Origin of the sequence: Burkholderia arboris (genome assembly GCF_038723655.1) — a bacterium.
GTDB classification, from domain to species: Bacteria; Pseudomonadota; Gammaproteobacteria; order Burkholderiales; family Burkholderiaceae; genus Burkholderia; species Burkholderia arboris.
The window spans coordinates 603,534-620,628 of sequence record NZ_CP109821.1; the positions used below are offsets into that span (position 1 = coordinate 603,534).

At 67.4% G+C, this 17,095-nt stretch carries 17 protein-coding genes; 11 read left to right on the forward strand and 6 right to left on the reverse strand.

The annotated features are described in order from the left end of the window. The first annotated feature begins 69 nt into the window (after positions 1-69). The 7 genes from OHZ10_RS02915 (at position 70) to OHZ10_RS02945 (ending at position 7,806) form a co-directional block, all read left to right on the forward strand. Complete coding sequence (locus OHZ10_RS02915; RefSeq protein WP_059236223.1) at positions 70-1,065, forward strand: arabinose ABC transporter substrate-binding protein; 996 nt, start codon at positions 70-72, stop codon at positions 1,063-1,065. Positions 1,066-1,132: 67 nt separating this feature from the next. After that, positions 1,133-2,644 (forward strand): L-arabinose ABC transporter ATP-binding protein AraG, encoded by a 1,512-nt coding sequence (gene araG, locus OHZ10_RS02920; protein WP_059236221.1) that lies wholly within the window; start codon positions 1,133-1,135, stop codon positions 2,642-2,644. Positions 2,645-2,714: 70 nt separating this feature from the next. Further along, complete coding sequence (gene araH, locus OHZ10_RS02925) at positions 2,715-3,731, forward strand: L-arabinose ABC transporter permease AraH (protein WP_059236219.1); 1,017 nt, start codon at positions 2,715-2,717, stop codon at positions 3,729-3,731. Positions 3,732-3,760: 29 nt separating this feature from the next. After that, entirely contained in the window at positions 3,761-4,567 is an 807-nt protein-coding gene (locus tag OHZ10_RS02930) for an SDR family NAD(P)-dependent oxidoreductase (protein ID WP_174993283.1), read from the forward strand. A 50-nt stretch (positions 4,568-4,617) separates the two neighbouring features. Continuing rightward, positions 4,618-5,679: an aldose 1-epimerase gene (locus tag OHZ10_RS02935; protein WP_256085550.1), complete on the forward strand. Its 1,062-nt coding sequence runs from the start codon at positions 4,618-4,620 to the stop codon at positions 5,677-5,679. Between the two features lie 39 nt (positions 5,680-5,718). Then, on the forward strand, positions 5,719-6,546 hold the full coding sequence (gene pyrF / locus OHZ10_RS02940; protein ID WP_342703565.1) for an orotidine-5'-phosphate decarboxylase: 828 nt from the start codon (positions 5,719-5,721) through the stop codon (positions 6,544-6,546). A gap of 201 nt (positions 6,547-6,747) precedes the next feature. Further along, complete coding sequence (locus tag OHZ10_RS02945) at positions 6,748-7,806, forward strand: haloacid dehalogenase-like hydrolase (RefSeq protein ID WP_174993282.1); 1,059 nt, start codon at positions 6,748-6,750, stop codon at positions 7,804-7,806. A 36-nt stretch (positions 7,807-7,842) separates the two neighbouring features. On the opposite strand, the gene OHZ10_RS02950 is transcribed toward OHZ10_RS02945, so the two are convergent. The 3 genes from OHZ10_RS02950 to thiL are packed head-to-tail and all read right to left on the reverse strand — an operon-like array spanning position 7,843 to position 9,908. Beyond that, the gene (locus tag OHZ10_RS02950) at positions 7,843-8,343 is read right to left on the reverse strand and encodes a CinA family protein (protein WP_034186407.1); all 501 of its coding nucleotides are present in this window, start codon (positions 8,341-8,343) and stop codon (positions 7,843-7,845) included. A 31-nt stretch (positions 8,344-8,374) separates the two neighbouring features. After that, positions 8,375-8,920, reverse strand: a complete 546-nt coding sequence (locus OHZ10_RS02955; protein WP_059236208.1) for a phosphatidylglycerophosphatase A family protein — start codon at positions 8,918-8,920, stop codon at positions 8,375-8,377. Then, entirely contained in the window at positions 8,910-9,908 is a 999-nt protein-coding gene (gene thiL / locus OHZ10_RS02960; RefSeq protein WP_340623787.1) for a thiamine-phosphate kinase, read from the reverse strand. Before thiL ends, OHZ10_RS02955 begins: the two co-directional genes overlap by 11 nt. 176 nt (positions 9,909-10,084) lie before the next feature. On the opposite strand from thiL, the gene OHZ10_RS02965 reads away from it, so the two are divergent. The 4 genes from OHZ10_RS02965 to OHZ10_RS02980 all read left to right on the forward strand — a co-directional run bounded on the left by OHZ10_RS02965 (position 10,085) and on the right by OHZ10_RS02980 (position 14,694). Next, positions 10,085-12,385, forward strand: coding sequence for an NADP-dependent malic enzyme (locus OHZ10_RS02965; RefSeq protein ID WP_059236204.1), 2,301 nt, complete (start codon positions 10,085-10,087; stop codon positions 12,383-12,385). Positions 12,386-12,762: 377 nt separating this feature from the next. Further along, on the forward strand, positions 12,763-13,194 hold the full coding sequence (locus OHZ10_RS02970; RefSeq protein ID WP_174993280.1) for a ribonuclease domain-containing protein: 432 nt from the start codon (positions 12,763-12,765) through the stop codon (positions 13,192-13,194). A 16-nt stretch (positions 13,195-13,210) separates the two neighbouring features. Next, positions 13,211-13,774 carry a barstar family protein gene (locus tag OHZ10_RS02975; RefSeq protein WP_059236200.1) on the forward strand — a complete coding sequence of 188 codons (564 nt, stop codon included), beginning with the start codon at positions 13,211-13,213 and terminating at the stop codon, positions 13,772-13,774. A gap of 212 nt (positions 13,775-13,986) precedes the next feature. Further along, entirely contained in the window at positions 13,987-14,694 is a 708-nt protein-coding gene (locus OHZ10_RS02980) for a hypothetical protein (protein WP_174993279.1), read from the forward strand. 78 nt (positions 14,695-14,772) lie between these two features. Here the strand turns inward: OHZ10_RS02980 and OHZ10_RS02985 are convergent, their stop codons facing one another. The 3 genes from OHZ10_RS02985 to speE form a co-directional block, all read right to left on the reverse strand. Next, complete coding sequence (locus OHZ10_RS02985) at positions 14,773-15,540, reverse strand: 16S rRNA (uracil(1498)-N(3))-methyltransferase (RefSeq protein WP_174993278.1); 768 nt, start codon at positions 15,538-15,540, stop codon at positions 14,773-14,775. Positions 15,541-15,557: 17 nt separating this feature from the next. Continuing rightward, a complete protein-coding gene (locus tag OHZ10_RS02990) occupies positions 15,558-15,974 on the reverse strand; it encodes a VOC family protein (protein WP_059236196.1) in 417 nt (138 codons plus the stop codon). A 118-nt stretch (positions 15,975-16,092) separates the two neighbouring features. Continuing rightward, positions 16,093-16,950 (reverse strand): polyamine aminopropyltransferase, encoded by an 858-nt coding sequence (speE, locus tag OHZ10_RS02995; RefSeq protein WP_059236194.1) that lies wholly within the window; start codon positions 16,948-16,950, stop codon positions 16,093-16,095. Positions 16,951-17,095: the final 145 nt, after the last annotated feature.

Consider the following 17,095-nt stretch of genomic DNA (forward strand, 5'->3'; position numbering starts at 1 on the left):
CGCGCGCACGCTGCGTCGAAACCAACAAGCGGCTGCATCCTGTTCGATGAAGACAAGGAGACACTGGAGATGAAACGCAGAACGTTCGTAACGCTGGCCGCTGCGGCCGCGGTGGTGATGGGCAGCCCGGTCGTGCACGCGGCCGACCCGGTCAAGATCGGCTTCCTGGTGAAGCAGCCGGAAGAGCCGTGGTTCCAGGACGAGTGGAAGTTCGCCGAGATGGCGGCGAAGCAAAAGGGCTTCACGCTCGTGAAGATCGGCGCGCCGTCCGGCGAAAAGGTGATGAGCGCGATCGACAACCTGTCCGCGCAGAAGGCGGAAGGCTTCATCATCTGCACGCCTGACGTGAAGCTCGGGCCGGGCATCGTCGCGAAGGCGAAGTCGCACAACCTGAAGATGATGACGGTCGACGACCGCCTCGTCGACGGCGCGGGCAAGCCGATCGAGGCGGTGCCGCACATGGGGATTTCCGCGTACAACATCGGCAAGCAGGTCGGCGACGGCATCGCGGCCGAGATCAAGAAGCGCGGCTGGGACATGAAGGACGTCGGCGCGATCGACATCACCTTCGAGCAGCTGCCGACCGCGCATGACCGCACGAGCGGCGCGACCGACGCGCTGGTGGCCGCCGGTTTCCCGAAGGCGAACGTGATCGCGGCGCCGCAGGCGAAGACCGACACGGAAAACGCATTCAACGCGGCGAACATCGCGCTCACGAAGAACCCGCAGTTCAAGCACTGGGTCGCCTACGGCCTGAACGACGAGGCCGTGCTCGGCGCGGTGCGGGCGGCCGAAGGGCGCGGCTTCAAGGCCGACAACATGATCGGCATCGGCATCGGCGGTTCCGATTCGGCGCTGAACGAGTTCAAGAAGCCGCAGCCGACGGGCTTCTACGGCACCGTGATCATCAGCCCGAAGCGCCACGGCGAGGAAACCTCGGACCTGATGTACACGTGGATCACGCAGGGCAAGGCGCCGCCGCCGCTGACGCTGACGACGGGCATGCTCGCGACGCGCGACAACGTGTCGAAGGTGCGCGAGGAGATGGGGCTCGCGTCGAAGTAAGCGGCCCGCCGGCTGCCGCGGCGATGCGGCGGCCGGCGGTCGATCGATTCGGAAGTGGGGAGACGACGTGTCAGCGGCACTGCGTTTTGACAATATCGGCAAGGTATTTCCCGGCGTGCGCGCACTCGACGGCATTTCGTTCGACGTGCATGCGGGCGAGGTGCATGGCCTGATGGGCGAGAACGGCGCGGGCAAGTCGACGCTGCTGAAGATTCTCGGTGGCGAATACCAGCCCGATGCGGGCAGCGTGCTGGTCGACGGCCAGCCCGTGCAGTTCGCGAATGCGGCCGCGTCGATCGCGGCCGGCATCGCGGTGATTCACCAGGAGTTGCAGTACGTGCCCGACCTGACGGTCGCGGAAAACCTGCTGCTCGGCCGCCTGCCGAACGCGTTCGGCTGGGTGAGGAAGCGCGAGGCGAAGCGCTACGTGCGCGAGCGGCTCGCGGCGATGGGAGTCGATCTGGATCCCGACGCGAAGCTCGGGCGGCTGTCGATCGCGCAGCGGCAGATGGTCGAGATCTGCAAGGCGCTGATGCGCAATGCACGCGTGATCGCGCTCGACGAACCGACCAGTTCGCTGTCGCATCGCGAGACCGAGGTGCTGTTCAAGCTCGTCGACGACCTGCGCGCGCAGGGCCGTGCGCTGATCTACATCTCGCACCGGATGGACGAGATCTACCGGCTCTGCAATGCGTGCACGATTTTCCGCGACGGGCGCAAGATCGCGTCGCACGAATCGCTCGGCGACGTGCCGCGCGAACGGCTCGTCGCCGAGATGGTCGGGCGCGAGATTTCGGATATCTACCATTACGCGCCGCGCGCGCTCGGCGACGTGCGGTTCTCCGCCGAAGGCGTCGATGGCCATGCCCTGCGCGAACCGGCGAGTTTCTCGGTGCGCGCGGGCGAGATCGTCGGCTTCTTCGGGCTGGTGGGCGCGGGCCGCAGCGAACTGATGCGGCTCGTGTACGGCGCCGACCGCCGGCGCGCGGGCGTGCTGACGCTCGACGGCGCGCGCATCGACGTGAAGCGCACCGGTGACGCGATCCGCCACGGCATCGTGCTGTGTCCCGAGGACCGCAAGGAAGAAGGGATCATCGCGATCGCGTCGGTGGCGGAGAACATCAACATCAGCTGCCGCCGTCATTCGCTGCGGGCGGGGCTGTTCATCAACCGCAAGGCCGAAAGCGAAACGGCCGACCGCTTCATCCAGCGGCTGAAGATCAAGACGCCGAACCGGCGCCAGAAGATCCGCTTCCTGTCGGGAGGCAACCAGCAGAAGGCGATCCTGTCGCGCTGGCTGGCGGAGCCCGACCTGAAGGTCGTGATCCTCGACGAGCCGACGCGCGGGATCGACGTCGGCGCGAAGCACGAGATCTACGACGTGATCTACCGGCTCGCGGAGCGCGGCTGCGCGATCGTGATGGTGTCGTCGGAGCTGCCGGAAGTGCTCGGCGTGTCCGACCGCATCGTCGTGATGCGTGAAGGCCGGATCGCCGGCGAGCTGCCGCGCGAACAGGCGAACGAACACGCGGTGCTGAACCTCGCGCTGCCGCAGACGAGCGCGGTCGAGGCGGCCTGACGCGATACACGACATTCGAATCGAACACGCGCGGCGCGGGCCGCGCGATGCAGGAGCAGGAGACACCATCATGCAAGTCAACGAAAACCTTGCCAGCGCCGCCGTGAAGCCCACGGCCGACACGCTGGTTCCGCAGCAAAGCGACCGCCAGAAGTGGTGGCAGCATCTGACCGAATACAGCCTGATCGCGATCTTCGCGGTGATGTTCGTCACGATGTCGCTGACCGTCGATCACTTCTTCTCGATCGACAACATGCTCGGCCTCGCGCTGTCGATCTCGCAGATCGGCATGGTCGCGTGCACGATGATGTTCTGTCTCGCATCGCGCGACTTCGACCTGTCGATCGGCTCGACCGTTGCGTTCTCCGGCGTGTTGTGCGCGATGGTGCTGAACGCGACCGACAACACGTTCGTCGCGATCATCGCGGCGGTCGCGGCCGGCGCGGCGATCGGCTTCGTGAACGGCGCGGTGATCGCGTACCTGCGCATCAACGCGCTGATCACGACGCTCGCGACGATGGAGATCGTGCGCGGGCTCGGCTTCATCGTGTCGAAAGGGCAGGCGGTCGGGGTGTCGTCGGATACCTTCATCGCGCTCGGCGGATTGTCGCTGTTCGGCGTGTCGCTGCCGATCTGGGTCACGCTGCTGTGCTTCATCGCGTTCGGCGTGCTGCTGAACCAGACCGTGTACGGCCGCAACACGCTCGCGATCGGCGGCAACCCGGAAGCATCGCGGCTCGCGGGGATCAACGTCGAACGCACGCGCGTGTACATCTTCCTGATCCAGGGCGCAGTGACGGCACTGGCGGGCGTGATTCTCGCGTCGCGCATCACGTCGGGCCAGCCGAATGCCGCGCAGGGCTTCGAGCTGAACGTGATCTCCGCGTGCGTGCTCGGCGGCGTGTCGCTGATGGGCGGCCGCGCGACGATCTCGGGCGTCGTGATCGGCGTGCTGATCATGGGCACCGTCGAGAACGTGATGAACCTGCTGAACATCGACGCGTTCTACCAGTACCTCGTGCGCGGTGCGATCCTGCTCGCGGCCGTGCTGCTCGACCAGTTGAAGAACCGCGGCGTACGCGACTGACCCGACCTGTTCCCACGGAGACGAACCGCATGACCATCGATACTTCCGCGTCCGGCCCGCACGCAACGAGCCTCGAGCGCTACGCACGCTACCCGAGCCTCGAGGATCGCGCGGTGCTGATCACGGGCGGCGCGACCGGCATCGGCGCGGCGTTCGTCGAACACTTCGCCGCGCAGGGCGCGCGCGTCGCGTTCGTCGACCTCGACGCGGCCGCCGGCGCCGCGCTGGCGGACAGCCTCGCACACGTGCGCCACGCACCGCTGTTCCTCCAGTGCGACCTGACCGACGTCGACGCGCTGCGCCATGCGATCGACGCGATCCGGGCACGGATCGGCGCGATCGCGGTGCTCGTGAACAACGCGGCGAACGACGCGCGCCATGCGATCGGCGACGTGACGCCCGCATCGTTCGACGCGGGCATCGCGGTGAACCTGCGCCACCAGTTCTTCGCCGCGCAAGCGGTGATCGACGACATGAAGCAGCAGGGCGGCGGCGCGATCGTCAATCTCGGCTCGATCAGCTGGATGCTGAAGAACGGCGGCTATCCCGTCTACGTGATGGCGAAGGCGGCCGTGCAGGGGCTGACGCGCGGCCTCGCGCGCGACCTCGGCCCGTTCGGCATCCGCGTGAATTCGCTGGTGCCCGGCTGGGTGATGACCGACAAGCAGCGCCGGCTGTGGCTCGACGACGCGGGCCGTGCGTCGATCAAGGCCGGCCAGTGCATCGACGCCGAACTGCTGCCGGCCGACCTCGCGCGGATGGCGCTGTTTCTCGCGGCCGACGACAGCCGGATGATCACCGCGCAGGACGTGATCGTCGACGGCGGCTGGGCCTGACCGTTCGCACCGACCTGCATCGTTTCTTCGACGAAGGAAAGGAGCTCACCATGACCGCCACGTCCTCGCGCGCATCGTCGTCCACCAGCCAGTCGCGCCGCGCGCGCCTGGCCGCTGCCGCGCAGCCGGTCAGCCCCGGCCCGCAGACGGCCGCGTTCGCGCAGGGTGTCGGCGCCGCGCATGCGGCAGCCGTCACGCTGTCGAACGCGTCGTTGCGGCTCGACGTGCTGCCGCACCTCGGCGGCGGCATCGCGCGCTTCGACTGGCGCGGCGACAACGGCGCGCTGGTGCCGGTGTTCCGCCGCTGCGAGCACCCGGAGACGGCGACGGACCCGAACGAACTCGCGTGCTATCCGCTGCTGCCTTATTCGAACCGGATCGGCGACGGACGCTTCGAATGCGACGGGCGCAAGGTCGCGGTGCCGCGCAATCGCCGCGACGAGCCGCTGCCGATCCACGGCGACGGCTGGCTCGCACCGTGGCAGGTGGACGATGCGACCCGCACGTCGCTGCAACTGTCGCTCGACCGGGCCGCCGGCGCGCCGTATGCGTTCCGCGCGATCCAGTCGTTCGAACTCGACGACGCGACGCTGTCGATCGCGCTGACGATCGAGAACGCGGGGCGGGCGCGGCTGCCGTTCGGGCTCGGCGTGCATCCGTTCCTCGTGCGCGATCCGGTGACCGAGCTGGCCGCGGCGGCCGGCGGGCTGTGGCTGTCGGGCGCCGACTTCCTGCCGGTGCGGCACGTGAGCGTGCCGCCGGCCTGGCAGTTCGGCGTCGCGTATCCGCTGCCGGCCGCGCTCGTCAATCATGCGTTCACCGGCTGGGGCGGCCACGCGACGGTGAGCTGGCCGCGCCGCGGGCTGTCGCTGACCGTCGCGGCGGACGCCGATTCGTACGTGCTCTACACGCCGCCGGGCGAGGATTTCTTCTGCTTCGAGCCGGTCGATCATCCGATCAATGCGGTGAACCTGCCGGGCGGCGCGACCGCGCACGGGATGACGCTGCTCGCGCCCGGCGAGCGCCTCACGCGGCGTTTCGCGTTCACCGTCGAACGCGCCGATGCGCGCAGCAATGCCGCGACCCGCGAGGGACGCCGGCGACGCGGGTAAAATACGCGGTCTATCAACGGTTTGCCGCGAGTACCCGCCATGTCTTCCCCGCTTACTTTCATTGAATCGCTGCGCGCCGCGTGGCAGCGCACGAATTCGCTGCTGTGCGTCGGCCTCGATCCCGAGCCGTCGCGCTTCCCGGTGCAGTTCGACGGCCAGCCCGACGCGATCTTCGAATTCTGCCGGCAGATCGTCGACGCGACCGCGCAGTACGCGAGCGCGTTCAAACCGCAGATCGCCTACTTCGCCGCGCATCGCGCGGAAGACCAGCTCGAACGCCTGATCGCGCACATCCACCTCCAGCATCCGGGCATGCCCGTGATCCTCGACGCGAAGCGCGGCGACATCGGCAGCACGGCCGAGCAGTACGCGCGCGAAGCGTTCGAGCGCTATCGCGCGGACGCTGTCACGGTGAACCCGTACATGGGCTACGACTCGGTCGAGCCGTACTTCGAGCACGAAGGCAAGGGCGTGATCGTGCTGTGCCGCACGTCGAACCCGGGCGGTTCCGACCTGCAGTTCCTGGAAACCGGCGGCCGCCCGCTGTACCAGGTCGTCGCGGATCTCGCGGCGAACAAGTGGAACGCGAAGAACGGCCAGCTCGGCCTCGTGGTCGGCGCGACGTTCCCGAAGGAAATCGAGATCGTGCGCGGGATCGTCGGCGACATGCCGCTCTTGATCCCCGGCATCGGCGCGCAGGGCGGCGATGTGCAGGCGACCGTCAACGCGGGCCGCACGGCCGACGCGACCGGCATGATGATCAACTCGTCGCGCGCGATCCTGTATGCGAGCAAGGGCGAGGATTTCGCCGAAGCCGCGGCGCTCGCCGCGCAGAAGACGCGCGACACGATCAACGCGCATCGCTGAAATGGCGGCCGCCCGCCCGGGCGGCCTTGCCTCGCCGGGCCCGCGCTCGCGGGCCGCGCACCGGCCTTCCCCGGCGTGCGCCGCATTGACGCGCGCGGACAACTTCCCGTCGCTTCCGTATCGCATGCTTGCAATTTAGTCGCGCGATGCTCCCGCTTGTCATCGATCCGTCATCACAATGTCAAGAAAGGGAGCGACGCCATGCCCAAGCTGTCCCGCCATCTTCTGAGCGCACTTGCCGCGTCGTTGTGCATGACGTTCGCCCATGCGGCGGACCTGTCGCACTGGCCGGCCGACAGCGCGAAGGCGCTGAACGCGATGATCGCCGCGCACGCGAACCGCGGCGACTACGCGGTGTTCGACGCCGACAACACGACCTACCGGTACGACCTCGAGGAATCGCTGCTGCCGTACCTCGAGAACCACGGCGTGCTGACGCGCGACACGCTCGACCCGTCGCTGAAGCTGATCCCGTTCAAGGATTCCGCCGACTACAAGGAATCGCTGACGAGCTATTACTACCGGCTGTGCGAGATCGACGATCTGGTCTGCTATCCGTGGATCGCGCAGGCGTTCGCCGGGCAGTCGCTCGCCGACCTGAAGCGCCACATCGATGCGATGCTCGCCGACGGCAAGCCGATCCCGATCCGCTACTGGCAGGGCGACAAGGTGGTCGACGGCACGGTGAATCCGCCGCGTTTCTTCCGCGGGATGCAGGAGCTGTACAACGCGCTGCGCGAGAACGGCATCGACGTCTACGTGATGACGGCCGCGCACGAGGAGCTCGCGCGGCTCGTGCTGTCCGACCCGAAGTACGGCTACAACGTGAAGCCGCAGAACGTGATCGGCGTGACGACGCTGCTGCGCAACCCGGCAACCGGCGCGCTGACGACGTCGCGGCTGCAGATCAAGGCCGGCAAGTACGACGAGGCCGCGAACCGCAGCCTGGTGATCACGCCGTTCCTGATGAACCCGATGACGTGGTACGAAGGCAAGCTCGGCTCGATCGTCGGCTGGATCGACCAGTGGAAGAAGCCGGTGCTCGTCGCGGGCGACACGCCGACGTCCGACGGCTACATGCTGCTGAACGCGACCGACGTCGCGCGCGGCGGCGTGCGCGTGTGGGTGAACAAGAAGGACAAGCAGATGGCGCAGATCCGTGCGTGGTCGGACGAATCGGCCGCGCAGCAGAAATCGCTCGGCCTGCCGGTGACGGCAGACAAGAACTGGATCGTCGTGAAACCCGACGCGATCCAGTAAGCGGGTGAGCGGGGCGTGTCATGCGCCCCGGCCCGATCAGCCTTCGCGTTCGTCGAGCAGCTTCAGCAGCCCGCGCAGCGCATGCGCGGCCGCCTGCGTGCGGATCTGCTCGCGGTCGCCCTTGAACACGAGCGTCTCGACGTCGGTATGCAGCCGGTTGCTCCAGCCGAACGACACGGTGCCGACCGGCTTCTTCTCGCTGCCGCCGGCCGGGCCCGCGATGCCGGTGACGGACAGCGCGACCTGCGCGCGGCTGTTGCGCAGCGCGCCTTCGGCCATCGCGCGCGCGACGGGCTCGCTGACGGCGCCGTGCTTGTCGATCAGGTCGGGCGGCACGCCGATCATCTCGATCTTGGCCTGGTTCGAATACGTGACGAAGCCGCGCTCGAACCACTGGCTGCTGCCGGAGATGTCGGTGATCGCGGCGGCGATCATGCCGCCGGTGCAGGATTCGGCGGTGGCGAGCGTGAGGTGCTCGTCACGCAGCTTGTTGCCTGCGCGGATCGCAAGCTGATGGACGACGGAATCGGTTGGCATGCGCGTCGGGAAACGGGAGTCGGGAAATCGGTCAGCCGATGACGGAGCGCCACAGGGCGATCACGAGCAGCGTCATGAACGCGGCGACCAGGTCGTCGACCATGATGCCGGGCCCGCCTGTCAGGCGGCGGTCGAAGTAGCGGATCGGCGGCGGCTTGAGCATGTCGAAGAAGCGGAACGCGACGAACGCCCACAGCTGGCCGATGAAGGTCGCGGGCGTGACGAACAGCATCACGAGCCAGATCGCGACGATCTCGTCCCAGACGATGGCGCCCGGATCGGACGTACCCATCTTCCTCGCGGTGAAACCGGTGATCCACGTGCCCGCCACGAGGCCGGCCGCGATCAGCGCCCACCATTCGGGCACCGTCAGGTAGCGGTTGAGCACGACGAACGAGAGCCAGCCGAACAGCGAGCCGAATGTGCCGGGCATGATCGGCGCAAGCCCGCTGCCGAAGCCGAGCGACACGATGTGCGCCGGGTGCGACAGCATGAAGCGCGCGGTCGCGCGCTTCGGCGCATGGGATGCGGCGCCGGTCTCGGCCGCGGCGTGCGCGGGCGTCGGGTCAGTCTGCATGGAAATGGTCGAAGCCGTGCAACGTGAGAGCGAGGGGCGCGCCGGTGGCGTCGCGCCACGAGATGGCGGGTTGTGCCGACGGTGCGGACAACCCGCGTATTGTACCGATTCGCGTGACCGGCACGCCGGCCGTTGCGCCGGCCGCTTCGACCGCCGTGCGGGCTGCGACCGGCGCGGTGAAGCACAGTTCGTAGTCGTCGCCGCCCGCCAGCGTGCAGCGGCGCTGCACGTCGGGCGGCAGCGTTGCGAGTGCCGCCGAACGCGGCACCGCGTCGGCGTCGATCTCGGCGCGCACGTTCGAGCGCGTCAGGATGTGCTGCAGGTCGCCGGCGAGCCCGTCGGAGAGGTCGAGCGCCGCGTGCGCGACGCCCGCGAGCGCCAGGCCGAGCGCGACGCGCGGTTCGGGCCGCTCGAGCGCGCGCCGGAACGCGGCCGCTTCGTCCGCGCCCGCCGTCCATTCGCCGCGGGCGACGCCGAGGCCGGCTCGCGCATCGCCGAGCGTGCCGGACACCCACACGTCGTCGCCGTCGCGCGCGGCGTCGCGCCGCAGCGCCGCGTCGGGCGCGACTTCACCGAACACGGTCACGCACAGGTTCAGCGGCCCGCTCGTCGTGTCGCCGCCGATCAGCTCGCAGCCGTAGCGCTCGGCGAGCGCGAACAGCCCGTTGCTGAAGGCCTCGAGCCATGCCGCGTCGGCGCGCGGCAGCGCGCACGCCAGTGTGAACGCGCGCGGCTCGGCGCCCATCGCCGCGAGATCGGACAGATTGACCGCGAGCGTCTTGTGGCCGAGCGCGTCGGGCGCGACGTCGCGGAAGAAGTGGCGGCCTTCCACCAGCATATCCGTCGAAATGGCCAGCAACTTCCCGGATCGCGGCGCGATCAGCGCGCAATCGTCGCCGATGCCGAGCGTCGACGCGCGGGCGCCCAGCGCGGCACGGCGCGTGAAGAAGCGTTCGATCAGCGAAAACTCGGAAAGGGCGGCTGGCACGGCGGGTGATCCGAAACGATTGAAGGAACGGCATTGTACGAGGCGAGCGGCAACGTTCCTGCATCGTTCGGCCCATTTTTGTCGCGGCTGTTGCACCCGAATCGCCGGTCTGGCGGCCGATGATTGGCGCTACAATGCCGTCGAACAGTTATTCTAATCCGCCCGCCAAGAGACACATGTCTACTCAAGCCTCTTCCAAAGCCAAGCTCCGCGAAGCCGCACTCGACTATCACGAATTCCCGACCCCCGGGAAGATCGCGATCGCCCCGACCAAGCAGATGATCAACCAGCGCGACCTCGCGCTCGCGTACTCGCCGGGTGTGGCGTATGCGTGCGAAGAGATCGTCGAGAATCCGCTCAACGCGGCGCGCTTCACCGCGCGCAGCAACCTGGTCGGCGTCGTCACGAACGGTACGGCGGTGCTGGGTCTCGGCAACATCGGCCCGCTCGCGTCGAAGCCGGTGATGGAAGGCAAGGCCGTGCTGTTCAAGAAGTTCGCGGGCATCGACGTGTTCGACATCGAGCTGAACGAGTCGGACCCGCACAAGCTCGTCGACGTGATCGCCGCGCTGGAGCCGACCTTCGGCGGGATCAACCTGGAAGACATCAAGGCGCCGGACTGCTTCATCGTCGAGCGCGAAGCGCGCAAGCGGATGAAGATTCCGGTGTTCCACGACGACCAGCACGGCACCGCGATCGTCGTGGCCGCGGCCGTCACGAACGGCCTGAAGGTCGTCAACAAGGACATCAAGAAGGTCAAGCTCGTCGCCTCCGGCGCGGGCGCGGCCGCGCTCGCGTGTCTCGACTTGCTGGTCGACATCGGCCTGCCGCTCGAGAACATTATCGTGACCGACCTGGCTGGTGTGGTCTACAAGGGCCGTGCCGAGCTGATGGATCCGGACAAGGAGCGTTTCGCGCGCGAAACGGAAGCCCGGACGCTGGCCGAAGTGATCGACGGCGCGGACATCTTCCTCGGCCTGTCGGCCGCGGGCGTACTGAAGCAGGAGATGGTGAAGGGCATGGCCGAGCGCCCGCTGATCCTCGCGCTTGCGAACCCGACGCCGGAAATCCTGCCGGAACTCGCACTCGAAGTGCGTCCGGACGCGGTGCTCGCCACTGGCCGTACCGACTACCCGAACCAGGTCAACAACGTCCTGTGCTTCCCGTTCATCTTCCGCGGCGCGCTCGACGTCGGCGCGACGACGATCACGCGTGAAATGGAGATCGCGGCCGTGAACGCGATCGCCGAGCTCGCACAGCACGAGCAGAGCGACATCGTCGCGACCGCGTACGGGATCCAGGACCTGTCGTTCGGGCCCGAATACCTGATTCCGAAGCCGTTCGATCCGCGCCTGATCGTGAAGATCGCGCCGGCCGTTGCGCAGGCCGCGATGGACGGCGGCGTCGCGACGCGCCCGATCGAGGACATGGAGGCGTACCGCGTCCACCTGCAGCAGTTCGTGTATCACAGCGGCACGACGATGAAGCCGATCTTCCAGATCGCGCGCGCCGCGCCGGAAGAGAAGAAGCGCGTGGTGTTCGCGGAAGGCGAAGAAGAGCGTGTGTTGCGTGCCGTTCAGATCATCGTCGACGAGAAGCTGGCCAAGCCGATCCTGATCGGCCGCCCGTCGGTGATCGAGCACCGTATCCAGCGCTACGGCCTGCGCCTGACGCCGGGCGCCGATTTCACGGTCGTCAACACCGAGCACGACGAGCGCTACCGCGACTTCTGGCAGACGTACTACAAGATGATGGCGCGCAAGGGCATCAGCGAGCAGCTCGCGCGTGTCGAAATGCGCCGCCGCACGACGCTGATCGGCTCGATGCTGGTGAAGAAGGGCGAAGCGGACGGGATGATCTGCGGCACGATCAGCACCACGCACCGCCACCTGCACTTCATCGACCAGGTGATCGGCAAGCGCCCGGGCTGCAGCGTGTACGCGGCGATGAACGGCCTCGTGCTGCCGGGCCGCCAGATTTTCCTCGTCGATACGCACGTGAACGTCGATCCGACCCCGGAGCAATTGGCCGAGATCACGATCATGGCGGCGGAAGAAGTGCGCCGCTTCGGCATCGAACCGAAGGTCGCGCTGCTGTCGCACTCGAACTTCGGCACGAGCAATGCACCTTCGGCGAAGAAGATGCGCGATACGCTCGCGATCCTGCAGGAACGCGCGCCGGAGCTGAAGGTCGACGGCGAGATGCACGGCGACGTCGCGCTCGACGCGGCGCTGCGCAAGGAAATCCTGCCGGAATCGACGCTGGAAGGCGAAGCGAACCTGCTGATCCTGCCGAACATCGACGCCGCGAATATCGCGTACAACCTGCTGAAGACGGCCGCCGGCAACAACATCGCGATCGGGCCGATCCTGCTCGGCGCCGCGCAGCCGGTGCACGTGCTGACCGAATCGGCGACCGTTCGCCGCATCGTCAACATGGCGGCGCTGCTGGTCGCCGACGTGAACGCGACGCGCTGAGCCCAAACGAACGCGCCAGGCCGGTCGAACCGGCGTGGCGCGTCGGGAAAAATTGTAAACAAAAGCAAAAAGAGGCGTGCCCGCAATGGGCACGCCGCCGGGCAGGACGCAAACGCGCTTCCCGCAAGCAACAAGCAGCATCTCTCCACTCCAGACGGCGAGCGAGGCAGGGAGGCAGTTCCTGCCATCAGCGAGATGCCGGCTCCATTTTAGCCTATGTAAGATAAATGTAGTGTAATTTCGGTAAGAAATGCGCCATTCCGGGTATCACGGCGCTTTCGATTCCCAAACGGACATTGATTCGCGCGGCCAATAACGCTACGCTAACGCCTTTGTTGGTCGTCAACTACTTGATTTAACAGCGGGAACCCTGGTTCATGGCACGCAAGTGGCTCCGCAACGGCGCGCTCGCGTCCGTCTTCGCGATGTTCGCGATGGGTATCGTCGGCACGCCGACGGGCAGTCTGGTTTCCGCCGCTTACGCACGGGAGGCCGTTCCGGCCGACGTGGCCGCCAGCGGGCTCGATACGATTCCGGCCGCCAGTCTTCCGCGCGAGGCCGTGACCACGCTGGGCCTGATCGGCGCGGGCGGTCCCTATCCGTACGAGAAAGACGGCGTCGTATTCGGCAACCGAGAGCGGATCCTGCCGAAGGCGAAGCGCGGCTACTACCATGAGTACACGGTGCCGACGCCGCGTGCCCGCAATCGCGGGGCGCGCCGGATCGTCTGTGGCGGGCCTTTGCGCCGGATCGACAACTGTTATTACACGGGCGACCACTACAACAGTTTTAAACGTATTGTTGAATGACTTCGGGACGAATGGCATGAGCGACTCCATCTACGCGCACGATACGGCGGCGGCGGAACTGTTCGCGGCCGGCGACGGCAATCTGTTTCAGCGCGTGATTCAACTTCACGCGGCGGCGCAGGCTGGCGGTACGCTGGAGCAACAGGAAGCCGAACCCGGGCTTTCATCGAACGAGGAGCCTATGAGCCTTTTCACGACCGTGCGACCCAATCTCGTGCAGTCGATCCGCGCGTTCCGCGTGCAGGATCTCGCAGACGAAGCCACCCGGCTCGGCCAGCACTTCCTGTTCGCGTATTGCGGCGCCGCGCAGTCGAAGCAGGAAGTGATGGAAACGATCGCGACGTCGTTCCTGTTTCCGAAGCATTTCGGGAAGAACTACGACGCGCTGTACGACTGCCTGACCGACCTCGTCGCGAAGGCCGGCGCGCAGCCCGGCTTCGTGATCGTCCTCGAAGGGCTGCCGATCGCGCAGAAATTCGACAAGGAAGGGCGCGAGACGCTGCTCGACGTGTTCCGCGAGGCGGCCGAGTTCTGGGCCGAGCGCAAGGTCGCGTTCCGCGTGTTCTACTCGTTCGCGTAAGCACGCATCGGCTAGCGGCCGATTCGGCAAGAAGCCCGCCTCGAGCGGGCTTTTTTGCGCCTGCGCGATGCGCAGGCACCGCCGCCGCATGGCACTTGCTGACATTGGCCTTTCATCTGGCGCCATTTTTCGAGACAATCTCGGTCGGCCCGGCTGCGGCAGCCGCCGTATCGGGTGCGTACAACAAACCATCGAGAGAGGGCTGTCTTCCCATGAGCATTTCCCGTTCCGCGCGCGCCGTCGTGCTGCCCCTGCTGGTCGCGGCCGGCGCCGCGCATGCCGCGCCGCTGACGCCCGAACAGACCGTCGATCTTTATATCGGCGCACTCGTCAACGGCGACGTGTCGAAAGCCCGCGAATTCAACGACGCGGTACGCACGAGTTACAGCGGCAAGGACGCGCTCGATATCGACGTGCTGTCGAACATGGGCGAGTCGATGCGCAAGGACATGGCCGACGGGATGCTGGCGTCGATGCCGCCGAAGGCGAGTGCCGCGTTGCGTCCGTCAGTCGAGAGCATGGCCGCCGCGTATCAGCGAGCGCTCAATCGCTCGGAATGCAAGACGACCGGGTCGTCGTTGCGACCGAATTCGGCCATCGAGGGCGAGACGATCGCGACGGTCGAATTCGCTTGCCGTGTGCCGGATGCGGGGCCCGGCGGGAAGGCGCTGGAGGCGAAGCTGGGGCCGAATCGGCGCCTGAAGAACGAGGCGGCACGCATTGCCGCGTTCAAGACGGTCTTCTCGGGCATCGCGCAGGTGCTGGACGACGCGCCGGTGACGCGCCCGGTGACGGGCAAGATCGACGTCTACAGCCTGAAGGACGGCGGCTGGACGACCGGTAGCCCGCAAGACGTGCTGACGCCGGTGCTCGATACGTTGTCCGATGCGATGCCGCAAGGTTCGTCGAGCGACAAGTAACGCGCGATCAAGCGCGGCGTCAGCGTCGCGTGCGGGCGGGGCAGTGCCGTGCCACCGCGCGGTGGCATGCCCCGCTCGTCACCACCCGCCCCAGCGTGCGGCGAGCGCCGCGAGCACGGCCGCGCCGGCCGTCTCGGTGCGCAGCACGCGCGGCCCGAGCGACAGCGCGGTGAAGCCGCGGGCGCGCGCCGCGTTTTCCTCGTCGGGCGACAGCCCGCCTTCAGGGCCGATCAGCAGGGTGACGGTTGCGGCGGGCGGCACGTCGGGCAGCGACGCGAACGGGATGCTCGCACGCGGCGACAGCAGCAGCCGCAGCTCGCCGTCGGCCGGTGCGGCCGGCAGCGTATCGAGCCACGCGTGGAAACCGGCGACCGGCGCCACGTCGGGCACACGGTTGCGTCCGCACTGTTCGCACGATGCACGCACGACACCGCGCCAGTGCGCGACGCGTTTGTCGGCGCGTTCGCCGGACAGCTTCACGACGCCGCGCGCGGTCGACAGCGGCACGACCGCCGCGACGCCGAGCTCGACGGCCTTCTCGATTACCCAGTCCATCTTGTCGCCGCCGGCGATCCCTTGCGCGAGCGTCACGCGATAGGGCGGCTCGGCTTCGGCGGGTTCGAACGTTTCAATCTGCGCGATCGCGCTGCGCTTGTCGATCTCGACGAGCCGGGCCCGGTACTGGCCGCCGGTGCCGTCGAACAGCGCGAGCACGTCGCCGGGCTGCAGGCGGAGCACCTGGGCGTGGCGTGCGACGTCGGCGGGCAATGCGAGCGTGGTGTCGACGCGCAAAGCGGCGTCGACGAAAAAGCGCGGCACGGCCGCGGTGGTGGTGGCTTCGTTCATGCGTGTTGCGGTGTCGGTCATGCGTCGAGACGGTGTCCAAGCGCCCATCGGTAGCCGTCGAGATCCTCGATCTGCGCGAAGCGGTCGCCCCAGAACTGGTCCTGCGGCGCACTCAGCGATTTCGCGCCCGCGTCGAGCGCGCGCTGCCAGGTGGCGTCGACGTCGTCGACATACAGATAGAACGATTGCGGCGCGGTCGTGTTCGCGCTTTTCGGCGTGAGCGCGGTCGAGCCGAACGCGCCTTCGGGCGCGAACATCACGATCAGCTGGCCGCGATAGGTCATCTCGACATGCATGATCGCGCCGTCCTCGTCGTGCACGTCGCGCAGCTCGAAGCCGAACGCGGCCTTGAAGAAATCGATGGCCGCGCGTGCGTTGCGGACGGCCAGGTAGGGCGTCAACCAAGGCACGTTGGCCGGACGTGGATCGGTCATGAAAATCTCCTGTGAAACCAGGGTGGCACGGCATCCGGGGCGTTCCGATTCCGTGTTTCGCACGGCGAACCATGCGGAACCTCGGTGGGAAAACGGAACGATGCGGCCGCCCGGACGCTCAGCGGCGAACGCCCAGTGTATCGCGCAGCGCGCACGGCAGGGCAAACAGGGACGCATGCAGCCGCGCATCGTAGTAGCGCAGTCCGTGGACGCGGCGGGCCGCGAGCCGATCGTCGATGTCGTGCGCGAACAGTGCGGCCGCGTCGAGCGTGTCGCTCGCGATCGCCATCAGCCACTGCGAGCCGTACAGCGGGACGTGCGCGGACAACGGATCGACGACCGCGAAGCTGGCGCGCAGGTCGTCGAGCAGCGCGGCGATGCGCGCTGCGTGGAACACCGGCGAGCCGAGATGCATCGAGATCGCGCCGCACGGCGTGAGAATGCGCTTGAGCCGCGCGTAGAACGCCCGCGTATAGAGGCCGGCCGCCGGCGAATCGGGCGGCGTGAGATCGAACACGACGAGATCGAAATGCTCGACGGTCGACTCGACGAAATGTGCGGCATCGCCGATCACGACCTCGACGCGCGGGTCGTCGAGCGCGCCCTGGTGCACGTCGTCGAGATAGCGGCGCGCCATCCCGACCACCTCGTCGTCGAGTTCCGCGATCACGATCCGCTCGATGCACGCGTGCTTGAGCAACTGGCGTGCCGCGCCGCCGTCGCCGCCGCCGAGCACGAGGGCCTTCTTCGGCGACGGGTGCGCGAGCGCGGCCGGGTGCGTCATGCACTCGTGATAGACGTACTCGTCGCCGACCGACGTCATCGGCCGGCCGTCCAGCGTGAACAGGCGGCCGAGCTGCGGGGTTTCCCAGACTTCGATCTGCTGGTGCGCGGACGCGACGTGCGCGAGCCGCCGGGCATTCGGGAAGCCGTAGGTGGCGTGGGGCGTAGGGTGAAAGAGAAGCGTGGTGCTCACGGGCGGGCCATTGGGGCAGGCAGTTCCGACGTCTGAATTATAGGAGGCGGGCGGTTTGACGGAAAACCGTGCCTGAACACTACGCGCCGACAAGGGAAATGTCAGCCCATCTGTTAAAATGACGAGCTTTGCAGCCCCGTCCGTA

Excerpts from the sequence above, each read along its gene's own strand:
- OHZ10_RS02915 (WP_059236223.1), top strand. The coding sequence starts at position 70 with ATGAAACGCAGAACGTTCGTAACGCTGGCCGCTGCGGCCGCGGTGGTG.
- araH (WP_059236219.1), top strand. The coding sequence starts at position 2,715 with ATGCAAGTCAACGAAAACCTTGCCAGCGCCGCCGTGAAGCCCACGGCC.
- OHZ10_RS02930 (WP_174993283.1), top strand. The coding sequence starts at position 3,761 with ATGACCATCGATACTTCCGCGTCCGGCCCGCACGCAACGAGCCTCGAG.
- OHZ10_RS02935 (WP_256085550.1), top strand. The coding sequence starts at position 4,618 with ATGACCGCCACGTCCTCGCGCGCATCGTCGTCCACCAGCCAGTCGCGC.
- pyrF (WP_342703565.1), top strand. The coding sequence starts at position 5,719 with ATGTCTTCCCCGCTTACTTTCATTGAATCGCTGCGCGCCGCGTGGCAG.
- OHZ10_RS02945 (WP_174993282.1), top strand. The coding sequence starts at position 6,748 with ATGCCCAAGCTGTCCCGCCATCTTCTGAGCGCACTTGCCGCGTCGTTG.
- OHZ10_RS02950 (WP_034186407.1), bottom strand. The coding sequence starts at position 8,343 with ATGCCAACCGATTCCGTCGTCCATCAGCTTGCGATCCGCGCAGGCAAC.
- OHZ10_RS02955 (WP_059236208.1), bottom strand. The coding sequence starts at position 8,920 with ATGCAGACTGACCCGACGCCCGCGCACGCCGCGGCCGAGACCGGCGCC.
- OHZ10_RS02965 (WP_059236204.1), top strand. The coding sequence starts at position 10,085 with ATGTCTACTCAAGCCTCTTCCAAAGCCAAGCTCCGCGAAGCCGCACTC.
- OHZ10_RS02970 (WP_174993280.1), top strand. The coding sequence starts at position 12,763 with ATGGCACGCAAGTGGCTCCGCAACGGCGCGCTCGCGTCCGTCTTCGCG.
- OHZ10_RS02975 (WP_059236200.1), top strand. The coding sequence starts at position 13,211 with ATGAGCGACTCCATCTACGCGCACGATACGGCGGCGGCGGAACTGTTC.
- OHZ10_RS02980 (WP_174993279.1), top strand. The coding sequence starts at position 13,987 with ATGAGCATTTCCCGTTCCGCGCGCGCCGTCGTGCTGCCCCTGCTGGTC.
- OHZ10_RS02985 (WP_174993278.1), bottom strand. The coding sequence starts at position 15,540 with ATGAACGAAGCCACCACCACCGCGGCCGTGCCGCGCTTTTTCGTCGAC.
- OHZ10_RS02990 (WP_059236196.1), bottom strand. The coding sequence starts at position 15,974 with ATGACCGATCCACGTCCGGCCAACGTGCCTTGGTTGACGCCCTACCTG.